18 protein-coding genes are annotated in these 18,046 nt (G+C 69.1%); 11 read left to right on the top strand and 7 right to left on the bottom strand.

The features are described from left to right. Position 1: 1 nt before the first annotated feature. Both ACS5PM_RS14825 and ACS5PM_RS14830 read right to left on the bottom strand, forming a co-directional pair. Positions 2–1,048, bottom strand: coding sequence for a serine/threonine protein kinase (locus ACS5PM_RS14825; protein WP_439388416.1), 1,047 nt, complete (start codon positions 1,046–1,048; stop codon positions 2–4). Between the two features lie 28 nt (positions 1,049–1,076). Then, a complete protein-coding gene (locus tag ACS5PM_RS14830; protein WP_439388417.1) occupies positions 1,077–1,778 on the bottom strand; it encodes a GNAT family N-acetyltransferase in 702 nt (233 codons plus the stop codon). A gap of 380 nt (positions 1,779–2,158) precedes the next feature. Between ACS5PM_RS14830 and rplM the strand changes: the two genes are divergently transcribed. From rplM to erpA, 5 genes are all read left to right on the top strand, one after another. Beyond that, on the top strand, positions 2,159–2,587 hold the full coding sequence (gene rplM / locus ACS5PM_RS14835; protein WP_439388418.1) for a 50S ribosomal protein L13: 429 nt from the start codon (positions 2,159–2,161) through the stop codon (positions 2,585–2,587). Between the two features lie 9 nt (positions 2,588–2,596). After that, entirely contained in the window at positions 2,597–2,989 is a 393-nt protein-coding gene (rpsI, locus tag ACS5PM_RS14840) for a 30S ribosomal protein S9 (protein WP_439388419.1), read from the top strand. 81 nt (positions 2,990–3,070) lie between these two features. Next, positions 3,071–3,787 carry a DUF6776 family protein gene (locus tag ACS5PM_RS14845; RefSeq protein ID WP_439388420.1) on the top strand — a complete coding sequence of 239 codons (717 nt, stop codon included), beginning with the start codon at positions 3,071–3,073 and terminating at the stop codon, positions 3,785–3,787. A gap of 40 nt (positions 3,788–3,827) precedes the next feature. Further along, positions 3,828–4,229, top strand: coding sequence for a bactofilin family protein (locus ACS5PM_RS14850; protein WP_439388421.1), 402 nt, complete (start codon positions 3,828–3,830; stop codon positions 4,227–4,229). 35 nt (positions 4,230–4,264) lie between these two features. After that, a complete protein-coding gene (erpA, locus tag ACS5PM_RS14855; protein WP_439388422.1) occupies positions 4,265–4,639 on the top strand; it encodes an iron-sulfur cluster insertion protein ErpA in 375 nt (124 codons plus the stop codon). 108 nt (positions 4,640–4,747) lie between these two features. Here erpA and ACS5PM_RS14860 read toward each other — a convergent pair whose 3' ends face one another. Both ACS5PM_RS14860 and ACS5PM_RS14865 read right to left on the bottom strand, forming a co-directional pair. Continuing rightward, positions 4,748–5,143, bottom strand: coding sequence for a RidA family protein (locus ACS5PM_RS14860; protein ID WP_439388423.1), 396 nt, complete (start codon positions 5,141–5,143; stop codon positions 4,748–4,750). A gap of 19 nt (positions 5,144–5,162) precedes the next feature. After that, positions 5,163–6,806 carry an AMP-binding protein gene (locus ACS5PM_RS14865; protein ID WP_439388424.1) on the bottom strand — a complete coding sequence of 548 codons (1,644 nt, stop codon included), beginning with the start codon at positions 6,804–6,806 and terminating at the stop codon, positions 5,163–5,165. 124 nt (positions 6,807–6,930) lie between these two features. On the opposite strand from ACS5PM_RS14865, the gene kynB reads away from it, so the two are divergent. The 3 genes from kynB to kynA are packed head-to-tail and all read left to right on the top strand — an operon-like array spanning position 6,931 to position 9,766. Further along, complete coding sequence (gene kynB, locus ACS5PM_RS14870; RefSeq protein ID WP_439388425.1) at positions 6,931–7,590, top strand: arylformamidase; 660 nt, start codon at positions 6,931–6,933, stop codon at positions 7,588–7,590. A 14-nt stretch (positions 7,591–7,604) separates the two neighbouring features. After that, on the top strand, positions 7,605–8,894 hold the full coding sequence (kynU, locus tag ACS5PM_RS14875; RefSeq protein WP_439388426.1) for a kynureninase: 1,290 nt from the start codon (positions 7,605–7,607) through the stop codon (positions 8,892–8,894). Continuing rightward, on the top strand, positions 8,891–9,766 hold the full coding sequence (gene kynA / locus ACS5PM_RS14880) for a tryptophan 2,3-dioxygenase (protein WP_439388427.1): 876 nt from the start codon (positions 8,891–8,893) through the stop codon (positions 9,764–9,766). Before kynU ends, kynA begins: the two co-directional genes overlap by 4 nt. Positions 9,767–10,084: 318 nt before the next feature. Here kynA and ACS5PM_RS14885 read toward each other — a convergent pair whose 3' ends face one another. After that, positions 10,085–11,212 carry an ABC transporter substrate-binding protein gene (locus ACS5PM_RS14885; protein ID WP_439388428.1) on the bottom strand — a complete coding sequence of 376 codons (1,128 nt, stop codon included), beginning with the start codon at positions 11,210–11,212 and terminating at the stop codon, positions 10,085–10,087. Positions 11,213–11,243: 31 nt separating this feature from the next. Further along, positions 11,244–12,386, bottom strand: coding sequence for an ABC transporter substrate-binding protein (locus ACS5PM_RS14890; RefSeq protein ID WP_439388429.1), 1,143 nt, complete (start codon positions 12,384–12,386; stop codon positions 11,244–11,246). A gap of 233 nt (positions 12,387–12,619) precedes the next feature. Here ACS5PM_RS14890 and ACS5PM_RS14895 point away from each other — a divergent pair, with 233 nt between their 5' ends. From ACS5PM_RS14895 to ACS5PM_RS14905, 3 genes are read left to right on the top strand one after another with little or no spacing between them, the layout of a single operon-like run. Then, positions 12,620–14,431, top strand: coding sequence for an aminopeptidase P family protein (locus tag ACS5PM_RS14895; protein WP_439388430.1), 1,812 nt, complete (start codon positions 12,620–12,622; stop codon positions 14,429–14,431). Positions 14,432–14,477: 46 nt separating this feature from the next. Next, on the top strand, positions 14,478–15,440 hold the full coding sequence (gene gshB, locus ACS5PM_RS14900) for a glutathione synthase (RefSeq protein ID WP_439388431.1): 963 nt from the start codon (positions 14,478–14,480) through the stop codon (positions 15,438–15,440). A gap of 25 nt (positions 15,441–15,465) precedes the next feature. Further along, positions 15,466–17,337, top strand: coding sequence for an ATP-binding cassette domain-containing protein (locus ACS5PM_RS14905; protein ID WP_439388432.1), 1,872 nt, complete (start codon positions 15,466–15,468; stop codon positions 17,335–17,337). Between the two features lie 13 nt (positions 17,338–17,350). Here the strand turns inward: ACS5PM_RS14905 and ACS5PM_RS14910 are convergent, their stop codons facing one another. Further along, positions 17,351–18,046, bottom strand: coding sequence for a GntR family transcriptional regulator (locus ACS5PM_RS14910; RefSeq protein ID WP_439388433.1), 696 nt, complete (start codon positions 18,044–18,046; stop codon positions 17,351–17,353).

Here is an 18,046-nt window from a genome sequence, read left to right on the forward strand (position 1 = left end):
GCTAGCCTGCGTCCCGCATGCGATCGATCTGCTCGCGCAGGTCGATCGTCTGCTGGCTCCAGTAGGCCGGACTCGCGAACCAAGGGAAGGCGATGGGGAAGGCCGGGTCGCGCCAGCGCTCGGCCAGCCAGGCGCTGTGGTGGACCATACGCAAGGTGCGCAGCGGTTCGATGAGCAGCAACTCGCGGTCGTCGAAGTCCTGGAAGTCGCGGTAGCCGTCGAGCAGGTGGTGCAGGGCGGCGTCCACGGCGGCGCGTTCGCCCGGGAGAAGCATCCACAGGTCCTGGATGGGCGGGCCCATGCAGCAGTCGTCTAGATCGACGAAGTGCGGTCCGCTGTCCTCGCGCCAGAGCACATTGCCGGCGTGGCAGTCGCCGTGCAGGCGCAGCAGGTGCAGCGCTCCGTGACGCTCGAAGGCGCGCTCGGCCTGGTCCAGCGCCTCTTCGCTCGCAGCGATCCATCCGCTGTCGATCTCGGGGTCGACAAAACCTGCGTCGATGAGGCGTTGCCGCGGCGCCCGGCCGAAGGTGGTCATGTCGATCTTGCGGCGATGGGCGAACGGTTCGCGGCGCCCGACGCTGTGCAGACGCGCCAGGAGCCGGCCGATCCAGGCCAGCGTTTCCGGCTGCTCCAGTTCCGGGGCGCGGCCCGCGCGACGGTCGCTGACGGAGAACCGGAAGCGCTGCTGCGGCGCCACGCCGAAGTGGCCCAGCGTCGGGCAGGCCGGGTCGACGTGCAGGCCGTCCGCAATCTCCAGGGTCAACGGCGGCACGACCCGGATCTCGGCGGCGGCCAGCTCCAGTGCAAAGCTGTGCTCCTCGGCGATCTGCTCGTCGCTCCAGCGCCCGGGCCGGTAGAACTTGGCGACGACGACGCGGCCGTCCTCGAGTGGCGCCTGGTAGACCCGGTTCTCGTACGAATTGAGCTGCAGCAGTCGGCCGTCGCAGGCAAAGCCTGCTGCGTACAGCGCATCGAGCACTACCGCCGGCTCCAGTCCGGCGTAGGGCGCTTCCATGGGGGTCGGGGCAGGACCGGGTGCATCTGGCATCGGCGCATCCTACGCGCCGGCCGGACGGCTACTCGATCACGGAACTGCGCACCTTGCGGATGCCGGCCTTGATCTCGCCGATGAGGCGGCGAAGGCCGTCCACGCGCTGGGCATTGCTCTTGAGCTGGTAGTCGATCTCACCGGCCTGGTTCTCGACCATCTCCTCCAGCATGGAACCCAGGGTCTCGGGCGGCAGGCGCAGGCGGGCTTCAGATTCACCGCCTTCGCGCTCGACCTTCGCGCCGGCATTGCGCGCAATCCGCAGCATGGCGGCGTTCTCGGACAGCGCGTGGATGATCATCGTGTCGACGCCGCGGTTGCGAGCATGCAGCACGGCGTGGTCGAACAGTCGCGCGCCGAAGCCCCGGCCGCGCGACTTGGGCAGGACGGACACCCCGAACTCGGCGGCGTGACGGGTGTGGGCGGAGTCCGGCAGATAAGCCAGGTGCGCCTGGGCGATCAATTCGAGCTTGCGGTTGAAGATGCCGAACACCTCGTCCCGGTCGAATTCGAGGAGGTCGACGTAGCGCCCGATCTGGGCGTCGCTCGCCGCGTAGCCGAAGCGCAGGTAGCGGTCCTCCGGGGTCAGCGACAACAGGTGGGCCAGCACCTTCGGCCTGTGCCGCGGAGCCAGCGAGCGGATGGGGATCCACTGAAAGGCCGGGGCGGCGGCCTTGGCATTCGCCGCGGGCGGCGTGCCTGACGCGGCCTGATCCTCTGGGTGGGCCATGCATGCCGTCCTTAATCTAAGTGATTACCCTAGTCTAGCGATTCGCCTTGGAGTCGCTGCACCAATGCCCCTGTGCTTTCGCCGCCTGATGGTCCTTGCCGTCCGGCCCGCCTCGGGTATACTCGCGGGCTTTCCCGTTTTCGGCGGGGAGAACGGGCTTTGTGCCGCGCAACCCTCTACGCCTCACGGCGTGCCCATGACGCCTCACGGCGTGATGGCAACGGCCAACGGGGGGGCTGCAGCGCAAGGTGCCCGGTGCGCCCGAGAGGCCGCCGGCCGTGGTCGTCTGACGACCCGGCCCATGTTTAAGCGGTACCGAAGGTTCATCAGGCCGGCCAGCCGTTCGAACAGCCGTTTCTCTTCTCTTTCAGCAGCTCCTCATGAAAACCTTCAGCGCCAAGCCGGCCGAGGTGAAGCACGAGTGGCTTGTGATTGACGCCACCGACAAGGTGCTCGGACGTGTTGCCAGCGAAGTGGCACTCCGTTTGCGCGGCAAGCACAAGGCCATCTACACGCCTCACGTGGACACCGGCGACTTCATCATCGTCCTGAACGCCGACAAGATCCGTGTCACCGGCAACAAGGCCAACGACAAGATCTACTACCGTCATTCGGGCTTCCCCGGCGGCATCTACGCCACGAAGTTCAAGGACATGCAAGCCAAGCACCCGGGCCGCGCGCTCGAGAAGGCGGTCAAGGGCATGCTGCCCAAGGGCCCGCTGGGCTACGCGATGATCAAGAAGCTGAAGGTGTACGCGGGCGATACGCACCCGCACGCCGCCCAGCAGCCCAAGGCGCTGGAAATCTAAGGAGCGGTGATGATCGGTAATTGGAACTATGGCACCGGCCGCCGCAAATCTTCGGTCGCCCGCGTGTTCATCAAGAAGGGCGCTGGCCTGATCACGGTCAACGGCAAGCCCGTCGAGGAATACTTCGGCCGCCAGACCTCGATCATGATCGTCAAGCAGCCGCTGCTGCTGACGGGCAACGGCGAAGCCTTCGACATCAAGGTCAACGTGCACGGTGGTGGCGAATCCGGCCAGGCCGGTGCCGTCCGCCACGGCATCACCCGCGCGCTGATCGACTACGACGCGGCGCTGAAGCCCGACCTGAGCAACGCCGGCTTCGTGACGCGTGACGCGCGCGAAGTGGAGCGCAAGAAGGTCGGCCTGCACGGCGCCCGCCGCCGCAAGCAGTTCAGCAAGCGCTGATACCGCTCCGACGACAAGACGACGAAAGGCCGCTTCTGCGGCCTTTCGCGCCTTCCGGCCCAAGAGTCACTTCCGGACACGATGCGCTTCAAGCTGTTGCGTCGCCGCCTTTCGATCAGCGCTCCGCGCGTGATCGTGCGAAGTCACCTGCCCTGGCCGCTGCGGTGGGCGGTGTTTGCCGTTGCGCTGGGCTTTTCGGCGGCCATCGCGTTGTGGGCCTTCGAGCTTGGCAAGGACATCGCCGGCCTGGATCGCAGCGCGAAGGCCGAGGTGATCCGACTGCGCGCCGAACTCGAGGCCCTGCGAGACCAGACCGAGCGCGCCCAGGGCATCTCCAACACGGCCGACAGCCTGCTCAAGGCCGAGAAGGTGGCTCAGGAGCGCCTGGCCGCGCAGCTCAAGCAGGCCGAGGCCGACAACCTGGCCCTCAAGGGCGACCTCGCGTTCTTCGAGCGCCTGTTGCCCGTTGCCGGCACGCAGGGAGTCGCCGTGCGCAGCTTCCAGATCGAGACGGCCGGCGTGGGCCAGCTGCGTTATCAGTTGCTGGTCATGCAGAACGGCAGGCCCGCGACGACCTTCGACGGGCGATACGAGCTCACGCTCAACGGCGAGATGAACGGCCAGCCCTGGTCAGTGAGCCTTCCCGGCGGTGCGCAGCCGCTTCAAGTGAAGCAGTACGCACGCATCGAGGGTCGCATCGATCATCCGCAGGGGGCCGTGGTAAAAACAGCTCAAGTGAGGGTGTTGAACGGCGCCGGCACGGTGATGGCCACCCAGATGGCCAGGCTGTCGTCCTGAAAAGCGCCGCGTTGGGCCTGCCACACCAGGAGAACATCCCATGGGATTCCGCTTCAAGAAGCAACCCCCCATCCGCAGCTTGATCGGCGAAGGCACCGCCATCCACGGCGAGCTGCGGTTTTCAGACGGCTTGCGCATCGACGGCGAGATCCACGGCGACGTGGTCGCCAACGCCGATCGCGCCAGCTTGCTCGTGATCAGCGAAAATGCCCGGGTCCATGGCAAGGTGATGGCCGGCCATGTGATCATCAACGGGCAGGTCGCTGGCCCGGTGCATTCCACCGAACTGCTGGAGATCCAGCCCAAGGCCCGAATAGTCGGCGACGTCCGCTACGAGGCCCTTGAAATGCACCAGGGCGCCACCATCGATGGTGAATTGCGGCATCAGTCCAATGAAGCCGACAAACCCGCCTTGAAGCTGGCCGCATCGAACGAAGCCTGACCCCAAGCCCATTTGCCGCACCCGAGGAACCCACCATGACCGCCCTGGCCGAAGCCACCGTCACCGAAGCCGGCGCGATGCCCGCCCCCATCCTTTTCACCGACAGCGCTGCTGCCAAGGTGGCCGACCTCGTGGCTGAAGAGGGCAACCCCGAGCTGAAGCTGCGCGTCTTCGTCCAAGGCGGCGGTTGCTCCGGCTTCCAGTACGGTTTCACCTTCGACGAGGTCGTCAACGAGGACGACACGCAGATGTCGAAGAACGGCGTCACGCTGCTGATCGACGCGATGAGCCTGCAGTACCTGATGGGCGCCGAGATCGACTACAAGGAAGACCTCCAGGGCGCCCAGTTCGTGATCAAGAACCCGAACGCCAGCACCACCTGTGGTTGCGGCTCGAGTTTCTCGGTCTGACGTTACTGCACCCCGCGACGAGGCCGCCTTCGGGCGGCCTTCGTGTTTTTGGCCCTTCCCTGCCCCTCCCGGAGGGAGGTGGCGGTACGACGCCGCCCGGGTGGGCTGTCACTGGGGGACGACGGCGGTGACCTCGATCTCGACCTTGGCCCGCTGCTCGATCAGCGCGGCCACCTGGACCGCCGTCATGGCGATCGAGTAGGAGCCGATGGTGTCGCGGAAGGCCGCGCCAATCTCCTTGGCCCGCGCCAGGTACTCGGCGCGGTCGACGAGGTACCAGGTCATCCGGACGATGTGTTCGGGCGTCGCGCCGGCCTCGGCCAGCACGGTGCGGACATTCAGCAGCGCCTGGCGCGTCTGCTCGACCAGGTCGTCGGTCTCGAAGCGGCCGTCGGCGTTCCAGCCGATCTGGCCGGCCACGAAGACTTGCGTGCCGCGGGCGGCGACGCCATTGACATAGCCGCGGGGCGGGGCCCAGTGGGCGGGTTGCAGGATCTTGTGCATGGTGTCGGTTTCCTGGTGTTCAGGCGTCTTGGCGCAGGCGGAACCGCTGCAGCTTGCCCGTCTCGGTGCGGGGCAGCGCAGGGCGGTATTCGATGGCCCGCGGGTACTTGTAGGGCGCGATCGTCTTCTTGACGAAGTCCTGCAGCGCGCGCGTCATGGCCTCGTCGCCTGCGAAGCCGGGCTTGAGGACGACGAAGGCTTTCACGATCTGGCCCCGGTCGTCGTCTGCCAGGCCCACCACGCCGCATTCGGCCACGGCCGGATGCAGGAGCAGCGCGCTCTCGACCTCCGGGCCGGCGATGTTGTAGCCGCCGCTGATGATCATGTCGTCGGTGCGCGCCTGGTAGACGAACTGGCCATCGGCATCGACCAGATAGGCGTCGCCGGTGACGTTCCAGCCGTCCTTGACGTACTGCTTCTGCCTCTCGTCGGAAAGGTACTTGCAGCCCGTCGGGCCCTTGACGGCCAGGCGCCCGACCTGCCCCGGAGGCAGCTCGCGGCCGGCATCATCGAGGACTGCCGCGCGGTAGCCCGGCACCGGCAGGCCGGTCGCACCGGCTTTGGCGTGCGTCTCGTCGGCCGAAATGAAGATGTGCAGCATCTCGGTCGAGCCGATGCCGTCGACGATCTCGATGCCGGTGGATTCGCGCCAGAGCGTGCGCGTGGCGGCGGGCAGGGCTTCGCCGGCCGAGACGCACTTGCGCAGGGAACCCAGGTCGAAGCGCTCCGGCTCGGCCTTCATCGCGAGAGCGATCGCCCGGTACGAGGTGGGCGCGGTGAAGCAGACGCTGGCGCCGTAGCGCTGGATCGCCGCGGGCAGCGCATCCGGCGAGGCCTTCTCGACCAGGATGGTGGAGGCACCGATCGAGAACGGGAACAGCAGCAATCCGCCCAGGCCGAAGGTGAAGGCCAGCGGCGGACTGCCGATGAATCGGTCGTCTGCCGTGGCGCGCAGCACGTGCCGGGGCCAACAGGCGCAAGCGGCCATCACGTCGCGGTGGAAATGCATCGTGGCCTTCGGCACGCCGGTGGTGCCGGAGGTGAAGGCCATGAGGCAGACATCGTCGGCCGAGGTCTCGAAGGTGTCGAAGTCGGGCGCGCGGGCAGCCGCACGGGCTTCCAGCCCCTCGGTCGATGCGCTGTGGAAGAGGGCGACCTCACGCAGGCTCGCTGCGCCGCCGCCAGCGCGCGCCAGCTCCAGCTCTTCGGCCAGGCGCGCATCGCACAGGGCATGGGTGATCTCGGCCTTGTCGATGATCTGGCGGAGCTCCTTGGCCCGCAGCAGCGGCATGGAGCCGACCGCGATGCCGCCGGCCTTGACCACTGCCAGCCAGCAGGCCGCCAGCATCGGCGTGTTCGCGCCGCGCAGCAGTACGCGGTTGCCGCTGACCAGCCCCATGCCCTGCACGAGCTCGTTGGCGATGCGGTTGACCAAGGCCTGCAGCTCGCTGAAGGTCCAGCGCACGCCTTCGCCCTGGATCGCCAGCCGATCGCCACGGCCGGCCGCCACGTGTGCATCGAGCAGCTCGGCCACGCAGTTCATCCGCGAAGGGAACTGAAGCTCCGGCAGCTCGAACAGCAGCTCCGGCCACTGATCGGGCGGCGGCAGCCGGTCGCGCGCAAAGGTGTCGGCAAGAGCGCTGGGCAGCAGGGACGAGGGCATCGGGTCGCTCCGGAAGGCCGTCAGGGTGGCGAGGGCGCACGTCGTGCGGCCTCGCCTGAGGTGGCCAGAGCATTCTTGAGCGCAATTACTTCACTTGTCAACTATTCAGGTCTATACTTTTTCCATGCGCAGCGCCCCGACCTCCCACCCGCCCGCCAGGCGCCTGTGGGACATCTCGCCGCCGGTCCACGCCGGCGCGCCGGTCTTCCCCGGTGACACCGCCTACCAGCAGCAGTGGGTGGCCAGCATCGGTCCGGGATGCCCGGTCAACGTGTCGGCGATCACCTTGTCACCCCACATCGGCGCGCATGCGGACGCACCGTTGCATTACGACCCGGAAGGCGCGCCCATCGGCCTGGTCGACCTCGACGCCTACCTCGGCCGCTGCCGCGTGGTGCACGCGATAGGCTGCGGGCCGCTGGTGAAGGCCGAGCACCTCGCCCACGCGCTGGGCGAAGACCTGCCGCCGCGCGTGCTGGTGCGCACCTACGCGGCCATGCCGCAGGATCGGTTCGACGACGACCTGCCGTCCTTCGACGCGACCCTCGTCGAGCTGCTGGCCGACCGCGGCGTGCTGCTGGTGGGCATCGACTCGGCCAGCGTCGATCCGGCCACCAGCAAGGAGCTGCCCAGCCACCAGGTGCTGCGCCGGCGCGGCATCCGCGTGCTGGAGAACCTGGTGCTCGATGCCGTGCCCGAAGGCGACTACGAGCTGATCGCCTTGCCGCTGAAACTCGTCACTGCCGACGCTTCCCCCGTCCGCGCGGTGCTCCGCGAACTTTGACCCCCACCTCCACCATGGCCGAGACACTGACCCGCGATGACTGCGCGGCGCTCGATGCGAGCGATCCCCTGCGCGAACTGCGCAGCCTCTTCACCCTGCCCGAGGGCGTGAACTACCTCGATGGCAACTCGCTCGGCGTGATGCCCGCCGCCGCCCCGGCCCGCGCCGCCGAGGTGGTGCAGCGCGAATGGGGCGAGGGCCTGATCCGCAGCTGGAACACCGCGGGCTGGATCACGCTGCCGCAACGCGTGGGCGACAAGATCGCCCGCCTCATCGGTGCGCGGCCGGGCGAGGTGGTGGCGGCCGATGCGACCTCGGTGAACCTCTACAAGGTGCTCAGCGCCGCGATCGAGATCGCCAAGGTGGATCGACCGGGCCGCCGCGTGATCCTGTCGGAGCGCAGCAACTTCCCGACCGACCTGTACATCGCCCAGTCGCTGGCTCGGCAGCACGGCTTCGAGCTGGAGCTGGCCGCCAGCCACGAGATTGCCGACCGCCTGGACGATCGCGTCGCGGTGCTCATGCTGACCCAGGTGAACTACCGCACCGGCGCCATCCACGACATGGCCGGCCTCACGGCGCGCGCTCACCAGGTGGGCGCGCTGGCGCTGTGGGACCTGTGCCACTCGGCCGGCGCCGTCCCGGTCGACCTGCACGCCGCGGATGCGGACTTCGCCATCGGCTGCGGCTACAAGTACCTCAACGGCGGCCCGGGCGCGCCGGCCTTCGTCTGGACCCATCCCCGGCACACGGACCGCTTCTGGCAGCCCCTGTCCGGCTGGATGGGCCATGCCTCGCCGTTCACCTTCGACACCGCCTACCGGCCCGCCGAGGGCGTTTCGCGCTACCTGTGCGGCACGCCTTCGGTGATCGGCCTGTCGGTGCTCGAATGCGGCGTCGACACGCTGCTGGCCGCCGAGCCGCTGGGCGGCATGGCCGCGCTGCGCGCCAAGTCGCTGGCCCTGTCGGACCTCTTCATCGCCCAGGTCGAGGCACGGTGCGCCGGCCATGGCCTGCGCTCCGTCGGCCCGGCCGATCGCGAGCGGCGCGGCAGCCAGGTGTCACTGGCTTGCGCGAGCGCAACGGCCTACGCGGTGATGCAGGCGCTGATCGCGCGCGGCGTGATCGGCGACTTCCGCGCCGGCGATGGCAGCGAGGCGGAACCGGACCTGCTGCGCTTCGGCTTCACGCCGCTGTACACGCGCTTCGTGGACGTGCACGACGCCGTGACTGCGCTGTCCGAGATCCTTTCCACCGAGCAATGGCGCGAGGCGCGCTTCAACCAAAAGGCGGCCGTGACATGAGTTCCTGCCCCATGCACCAGGGCGCCGGCGAGGCGGCGCGCGGCGAGGCCATCGTGAAGGAGGAGGGCGCCCAGCTCGATTTCTCGCGCGACATGAGCTATGGCGACTACCTTCAGCTCGACGCGGTGCTGAACGCGCAGCACCCGCTGTCGCCCGACCACAACGAGATGCTGTTCATCGTGCAGCACCAGACGAGCGAGCTGTGGATGAAGCTGATGCTGCACGAGCTGCGTGCTGCCGTCGCCGCGATCGCGGCCGACCAGCTGCCGCCGGCCTTCAAGATGCTGGCCCGCGTCTCGAAGATCATGGAACAGCTCGTCCACGCCTGGGATGTGCTGGCCACGATGACGCCGCCCGAGTACTCGGCCATCCGGCCCTACCTCGCGCAGTCCAGCGGCTTCCAGAGCTGGCAATACCGCTGCATCGAGTTCATGCTGGGCAACAAGAACGCCTCGATGCTCAAGCCACATGCCCACCGGCCGGACCTGCTGGCGATCGTCGAGTCGGCGTGGAAGGCGCCTTCGCTGTACGACGAATCCCTGCGGCTGCTGGCGCGCCGTGGCATCGCGGTGCCCGCGAGCCACACCGATCGCGACTGGACCCAGGCCTACGTGGCTGACGACGGGGTCGAGCAGGCCTGGTTGCAGGTCTATCGCCATCCCGAGGCGAACTGGGATCTCTACCAGCTCGGCGAGGAGCTGACCGACCTGGAGGATGCCTTCCGCCTCTGGCGCTTCCGCCACGTGACGACCGTGGAACGCGTGATCGGCTTCAAGCGCGGCACCGGCGGCACCGGCGGCGTGAGCTACCTGCGCAAGATGCTGGATACCGTACTGTTCCCGGAGATCTGGAAGCTGCGCACCAGCCTCTGAGTCGCCTTGCGACTCAGAGGCTGGACGCTCCCAGAGTCCGCAATGCGGACTCTGGGAGGCGTGACGCCGACTGTTGGGCTCCCCCGAGCCCCCTCCGAGAGGGGGCTCCGGTCAGTCCGGCTACACCTCCCAGCCCTCCTCCGGGAGGAGGGCACTGGCATGACGGACCAAGGGCACGGGCCATCGGCATTCATGCTGAGGCCTCCCTCTCGGAGGGAGGTCGGGTGGGAGCCCACTGCATGCGGGAGCCCACTCCCGGAGGGGGCTCGGGGGAGCTCAACAGTCGACCGGTTCGGTCGCATTGCTGGCTAGCTCGCGCTAGCCAGCAATGCGTCCAAACCGGTCAATGATCACCAACTCGACATATCGCGAGCCCTGGCTCTGGCCGCCTTCGTAGGCGACGCGGTAGCCGCCCAGGTCGAGCTTGAGATTGGCCAGCGCTTCGAGGATGCGGGCGCGACTCGGATCGCCGCCGCCGCGCTGGGTGGCCTGGCGGGCGGCTTCCACCGTGACCCGGCCGGCGATGTAGCCCTCGAGCACGGTGACGCCGAGCTTGGCGCCGCTGTCCACGGCGGCCAGGTCGCGCACGCACTGAGAGACCACGCCCATGCCCAGCGCCGTCGGGCGCGGCACCACCAGGCTCATCACCATGCTGCGGCCGAGTTGCGGGACGCCGTTGATCAGGTCCTGGCCGGCCAGCGAAGAGGCGAAGAGCATGCCGGAGTAGCCGCCGTTGGTCATCGCCTTGGCAATCGCCAGCGCGGGTGCGGCGTTGGTGGTGAAGACGACGCAGTCGAGCTTGGCGGCCAGCAGCTTCTTCGCCGCCGCGTCGGCATCCTTGGCATTGCGGTCCACGCCGATCGACATCGGCTCCTTCAGCCCGGCCGCGTCCAGCGCGGCGGTGAGGGTCGCCAGGTTGATCTTCGAGGTGTCCTGCAGGTAGACGAAGCCGACGCGCTTGAAGCCGTAGCTGCGCACGTACGAGATCATCTGCCGGTACTCGACGTCGTAGCCGGCGCGCACATGCGCCGTGCAGTCGCGCGGCGCACCGGTGCGGATGCCCATGTTGCCGCTGGCGGTGCCGATCAACGCCACCTGCGCCTGCTGGATCATGGGCAGGCAATCCTGCGCGCCTATGCCGCTGGTGAAGCCGACCAGAGCCTGCGCGCCGCCGTCGATCAGCGTCTTGGCATTGGCCACGACGCGTTCCTTCACGCCGCCATCGTCGAGCGACTGCAGCTCGAAGCTGAGGCCGCCCGATCCTTCGGCCCTGTTGGCGGCCGTGAAGGCGGCTGTCAGGCCCAGGCTGACGTCCTTGCCGTACTGGGTCTGGGTGCCGCTCAGCGAGGCGGACTGGCCGATGCGAACCGTGCGGCTCGCGGCATGGCTCCATTGGGGCCAGCTGGCGCCGGCAGCCCCGGCAAGCATGAAATGGCGGCGTTGCATGCGGCGTGTTCCTTCCAGGGTCAGCCGGCCGTCAACCGACCAGCCGGCCGTAGCGGTCCAGGGCGATCAGGTCGACGAAGCGCGAGCCTTGCGAGCCGCCGGCGAAATCGACCGGGAATCCACCCAGGTCGGTGCGCAGGGCAGAGAGCACTTCGCCGAAGCGGGCGCGGCTGAGGCGCCCGCTGCTCTGCGCGGCGTAGGCGGCCTCGACGGCGATGCGGCCGACGATGTAGCCCTCCAGCGTGGTGACGCCCGGCCGGGCATCCTTGCTGACCAGGGCCAGATCGCGCTGGCACTGGGCCACCACCGGCGTGCTGATGCTCGACGGGCGCGGCACGACGACGCTCATCACGCAGCTCTGCTGGCGGGCACTCAGCTTGTCGATCAGCGCCTGGCCCGAGTAGGAGGAGGCGTAGTACAGGCCGGGGTACTTCGCCGCCGCCATCAGCTCGACGATCTTGCAGATGGGCTCGGCGTTGGTGGTGAACATCACGCAATCCGGCTTCGCGGCCAGCAGCTCGCGCGCGGCGGCGTCGAAGTTCGCGGCGTTGCGGTCAATGGCCACCGAGACCTTCGGCGCCAGGTTGACGTCGGCCAGCGATTTCTTCAGGGCCTCGAGGTTGCTGGCCGCGGCGTCGCCCATGTAGACGATGCCCACGCGTTGCATGCCGAAGTCCTTCGCGTAGCCGGTCATGCGCCGGTACTCGGCGTCGTGCCCGACCCGCAGGTTGTAGACGTTCTTGACGCCCTTGGCGCGCAGGCCGAGGTTGCCGCTGGCCGTGCCGAGCAGGGCGATGCGCGCGTCCTCGAAGACCGGCAGGCTGGCCTCGGCACCCACGCCGCTGGTCAGGCCCAGCATGGCGACCGCGTCGGTATCCGCCAGCGCGAGCACGTTCTTCATGCAATTGGCGCGCAGGCCGCCGTCGTCCAGCGTGCTGAGCTCGAAGCGCAGCCCGGTGCGGCCCTCTTGTGCGGAGGCGGCGGCGAAGGCGGCGGCGATGCCGTTGCGCATGTCCTGACCGTAGGCCGCCTGGCCGCCGGTCATCGAGGCCGACTGGCCGAATCTGACGACCCGGGACTCTGCACGACTGGCGGAGGACCAGCCCCCCATCATCGCGCCCAGGCCAAGGGTGGGGACGGCCGACGCCGCCCGCAGGAGGGCTCTTCGCTGCATGACATGCTCCCTGAAGTTCCCGGCGTGCGAGCTTGCCGCGGTGTTGTGTGTGTCGCAGGGTGGTCGACCGGGCCCGTGCCGGATTGAGGGCCGCTGAACCGAAACTTGATACGGGGTGTTACGGCGCCTATTTGGCGAAGGATGCGGCGGGCGGGGCTTTCGGCATGGGTTTTCGGAATTTCCTTCGGACGGGCGCCTCCTAGAATCGATCGGCCATCTTCAGGAGCCCGCGCATGGACACCCGCACCGCCCCCGCCCGCCTTCGAATTGCCCGTCTGCGCGAGGTGATGGCCGCGAACCAGGTGGATGCGGTGCTGGTGCCGTCGAGCGACCCGCACCTGTCCGAATACCTGCCCGGCCGCTGGCAGGGCCGCGAGTGGTTCTCCGGCTTCAGCGGCTCCATGGGCACCCTGGTGGTCACCATCGGCGAGGCGGCGCTGTTCGCCGACAGCCGCTACTGGACGCAGGCCGAAACCGAGCTGCAAGGCAGCGGCATCGCGCTCGTCAGGATCCCCACCAGCGCGGCCACCCACCACGTGGACTGGATCGCCGAGCACGTCAAGAAGGGCCAGGCGCTGGCGGTGGATGGGCAGGTGCTCGGGCTGGCCGCGGCGCAGCAGCTGCGGGCGATGTGCGAACGCGCCGGCATCCGCCTGCTGACCGATGCCGACCTGCTCGAGGCCGCCTGGGCCGAGCGCCCCGGCCTGCCGACCGGCACGGTCTACGAACACGCCGCGCCCCAGGCGGCGGTGGGGCGCCCGGCCAAGCTGGCCCTGCTGCGCGAGGCGATGGCGCGCCTGGGCGCCACCCACCACTTCGTCTCCACCGTCGACGACATCGCCTGGATCACCAACCTGCGCGGGGCCGACGTCGAATACAACCCGGTCTTCCTCGCCCACCTGCTGCTCAGTCACCACGACGCCACGCTCTTCGTCGGCGCCGGGAAGCTGGACGACTCGCTGGCGGCGAAGCTCGCCGCCGAGGGCATCGCGCTCGCCGACTACGGCCAGGCGCCGGCTGCGCTGGGCGCGCTCGGCCCCGGCGCCCGCCTGCTGCTGGATCCCAAGCGCGTCACGCTCGGCCTGCGCGAGGCCGCGCCCGGCAACCTGACGGTGATCGAGGCCATCAACCCCAGCACCCTGATGAAGAGCCGCAAGACCGCGGCCGAGGCCGCCTTCATCCGCCAGGCGATGGAAGAGGACGGTGCCGCGATGTGCGCCTTCTACGCCTGGCTGGAGCCGGCGCTGGCGCGCGGCGAGCGCATCACCGAACTGACCATCGACGAAAAGCTGAGCGCCGAGCGGGCGCAGCGCCGCGGCTTCGTGGGACTGAGCTTCCCCACCATCGCCGGCTTCAATGCCAACGGCGCGATGCCGCACTACCGCGCCACGCCGGAGCATCACGCGGTGATCGAAGGCGACGGCCTGCTGCTCATCGATTCGGGCGCGCAGTACACGGGCGGCACCACCGACATCACCCGCGTCTGGCCCGTAGGCACGCCCTCGGACGAGCAGAAGCGTGACTACACCCTGGTGCTCAAGGGCACGATGCAGCTCAGCCGCGCACGCTTCCCGCGCGGCACCTTGAGCCCCATGCTGGATGCGCTGGCCCGCGCGCCGCTGTGGGCCGAGAGCCTGGAATACGGCCATGGCACGGGCCACGGCGTCGGCTACTTCCTCAACGTGCACGAGGGCCCGCAGTCGATCAGCAAGGCCGTGCCCGACACGACCATGGCGATGGAGCCCGGCATGATCACCTCGATCGAGCCGGGGCTGTACAAGCCGGGCCGCTGGGGCGTGCGGATAGAGAACCTGGTGCTCAACGTGCCGGCGCCGTCCAGCGAGTTCGGCGAGTTCCTCGAGTTCGAGACGCTGACGCTGTGTCCCATAGACACCCGCTGCCTCGACTTCAGCATCCTGCGGGCCGATGAGATCGACTGGCTCAATCGTTATCACGCCATGGTGCGCGAACGCCTCGCGCCCCAGCTCAGTGGAGATGCACTGGCCTGGCTGAACACGCGCACCGAGCCGGTCCCGGCCGCCTGACCCCCCGCCGGCGCAGGGCGGCCGCTTCGGGGCACACTTCCGCCTCATGAAACTGCTCTTCGTCGCCGACCCGCTGGCCGGGTTCAAGATCCACAAGGACTCGACCTTCGCGATGATGCGCGAGGCGGCCCGGCGTGGCCATGCGCTGTACGCCTGCGAGCCGCACGAGCTGTCCTGGCGGCGCGGCAGCAAAGTCGAAGCCCATGTGCGCCACATCACGCTCACCGGCGCCCACGGCTACGGGGTGCACGACTGGTTCAAGGTCGAGGAGGAGGACCGCGCAGCCCTGGCCGATTTCGACGCGGTGCTGATGCGACAGGATCCGCCCTTCGACAGCGAGTACTTCTACGCCACCCACCTGCTGGAGCGCGCCGAGGCCGAAGGCGCCCGGGTCTTCAACTCGCCGCGGGCGCTGCGAGACCACCCCGAGAAGCTGGCCATCCTCGAGTTCCCCGAGTTCATCGCCCCGACGCTGGTCACGCGCAACGCGGCCGACATCCGCGCCTTTCATGACGAGCACCGCGACGTGATCCTCAAGCCGCTGGACGGCATGGGCGGCATGGGCATCTTCCGTGTCAAGGAAGATGGCCTCAACCTGGGCAGCGTCATCGAGACGCTGAACCGCCACGGCGCGCAGACGGTGATGGTGCAGAAGTACCTGCCGGCCATCAGCCAGGGCGACAAGCGGGTGCTGGTGATCGGCGGCCAGCCGGTGCCTTTCTCGCTGGCCCGCATCCCGCAGGGCAACGAGGTGCGCGGCAATCTCGCCGCGGGCGGCAAGGGCGTGGCGCAGCCGCTGACGGCGCGCGACCGCGAGATCGCCGAAGCGCTCGGGCCGAAGTTGTTCGCACGCGGCCTGCTGTTGATCGGCCTGGACGTGATCGGCGAGCAGCTCACCGAGATCAACGTCACCAGCCCGACCTGCTTCCAGGAGATCGCGGATCAGGCCGGATTCGACGTCGCGGCGATGTTCATCGACGCCCTGCAGGCCGCGCTGCGCGTTTCGTGACCCCGGGCCGGGGACAATCGGGCCCATGGCCCTCCTGACCCTTTCCAACGCCCACCTCGCCTTCGGCCACGTGCCCCTGCTCGACGGGGCGGATTTCTCGCTCGAATCCGGCGAGCGCGTCGGCCTCATCGGCCGCAACGGCACCGGCAAGTCCTCACTGCTGAAGATCCTGGCCGGCATGGACCGGCCCGACGACGGCGTGCTGCAGGTGCAGTCGGGCGTCCGCGTGGTCTACGTGCCGCAGGAACCTCACTTCGACGAGACGAAGACGGTCTTCGACACGGTTGCCGAGGGCGTCGCCGAAGCGCGCGCGCTGCGTGCCCGCTTCGAGGCCCATGCGCCTGGCGATGACCTCGATGCCCTGCAGACCCGCCTGGAGGCCCTGGACGGCTGGACCTGGGAGCAGCGCGTCGACCAGACCCTGCAGCGCCTGAGGCTGGACCCCGCCGGCGTGATCTCGCAGCTGTCCGGCGGCACCAAGAAGCGGGTCGCGCTGGCCCGTGCGCTGGTCGAGCAGCCCGACGTGCTGCTGCTCGACGAGCCCACCAACCACCTGGACCTCGACGCCATCGACTGGCTCGCCGGCCTGCTCAAGGCCTTCCGCGGCGCACTGGTGCTGATCACCCACGATCGCGCCTTCCTCGATGACGTGGCGACCCGCATCGTCGAGCTCGACCGGGGCAACCTGCACGGCTACCCCGGCAACTTCGCCGCCTTCGAGGCCGCCAAGCAGCGCGAGCTGGAAGCCGAAGCCCTGGCCAACGCCCGCTTCGACAAGCTGCTCGCGCAGGAGGAGGTGTGGATCCGCAAGGGCGTGGAGGCGCGGCGCACCCGCAGCGTCGCGCGCGTGCAGCGCCTGATGAAGCTGCGCGAGGAGCACCGGGCCCGGCGCGAGCAGCAGGGCAAGGTACGGCTCGACATCGACCGCGGCTCGGCCTCGGGCAAGCTGGTCGCCGAGCTGGAGGGCGTGTCCAAGTCCTTCGCTGGCAAGCCGGTGGTGAGCGACTTCTCGGCCATCTTCCTGCGCCGCGACAAGGTCGGCCTCGTCGGCCCCAACGGCGCCGGCAAGACCACGCTGCTGAAGCTCATCCTCGGCCAGCTCGCCCCGGACAGCGGCACCGTGCGCACTGGCGCCAACCTGCAGGTCGCCTACTTCGACCAGATGCGCGAAGTGCTGGACGACGAGAAGACGCTGGCCGACACCATCAGCCCGGGCAGCGAATGGATCGAGATCGGCTCGCAGCGCAAGCACGTGATGAGCTACCTGGGCGACTTCCTCTTCGCGCCGCAGCGCGCCAACTCGCCGGTCAAGAGCCTGTCGGGCGGCGAGCGCAACCGCCTGCTGCTGGCGCGGCTGTTCGCCCGGCCCGCCAACGTGCTGGTGCTCGACGAGCCGACCAACGACCTCGACATCGAGACGCTGGAGCTGCTGGAAGAGCTGCTGCAGGACTACGACGGCACGGTCTTCCTGGTCAGCCACGATCGCCGCTTCGTCGACAACGTGGTGACCAGCACCGTGGTGGCCGAAGGCGAGGGCCGATGGAGAGAGTACGAAGGTGGCATCGCCGACTGGCAGGCCCAGGCCGCGCGCGCGGCGGCCCTCGAGGCGGCATCGCGCCCGGCGCCCGCAGCCAAGTCCGCCCAGCCGGCGGCCGCCCCCGCCGCACCGCGCCGCAGCAACAAGCTCAGCTACAAGGACCAGCGCGAGCTGGACGAGCTGCCGGCGAAGATCGAGGCGCTCGAAGCCGAGCAGGCGCAGCTGGCGGCCTTGATCGGCGGCACGGCGCTGTACACCGAATCACCGCAGCGCATCGCCGAGGTGACCGCGCGCCATGCGCAGATCGAGGACGAGCTGATGGGGCTGCTGGAGCGCTGGGAGGCGCTGTCGGGGCGGTGAATCTCCGGCCCGTTCAGCGCCGCTCGCGGTAGCCGCCGAAGACATCGCGCAGCGGCGTGGCCGCGCGGCCCGGCGGCCGGTCCAGCGAGCGCTCGATTTCGCTCAGATGCCTGCGCATCTCGGTGGCGCATCGCGCGCTGCTGCCTTGGCCCAGCACGTCCAGCAGCGCCTGGTGCCCATGCGCCACGCACATGGGCTCGCCCGCCGCCTTGTACTGCGCGATCAGCAAGGAGGTGGTGGGCAGCAGCTCTTCCAGCATGCGCACGAACAAGGGATTGCCGGCCAGGCGGGCCAGCTCCAGGTGGAAGACGCCGGACAGGCGGATCGCCTCTCGCTGGTCGCCGGCCGCGATGGCGCGGGCCTCGGCGGCGACGATCCGCTGGAGCTCCTCGCGCTGCTGCGCCCCGAGCTGCCCGGCCAGGCGGCGCACGACCTCGCATTCGATGACGCGGCGGGCGTCGAACACATGGGCACCTTCCTCGCGCGTCGGCTCGGGCACTTGCGCGCCGCGGTGGGGCCGCAGCACGACGACGCCATCTTGCGCCAGCTGGTGCAGGGCCTGGCGCACGAGCGTGCGCGAGACGGCGAAGGCCTGGGCCAGCTCCTCCTCGCGCAGGCGCGCGCCGGGCGCGAGCCGATGGTCGACGATGGCGTCGTAGATCGCGCCATAGACGCGGTCGGCGGCCACCGGCGTCGCGTCTTCGGCCAT

Origin of the sequence: Ideonella flava (genome assembly GCF_051857595.1) — a bacterium.
Lineage (GTDB): Bacteria > Pseudomonadota > Gammaproteobacteria > Burkholderiales > Burkholderiaceae_C > Ideonella.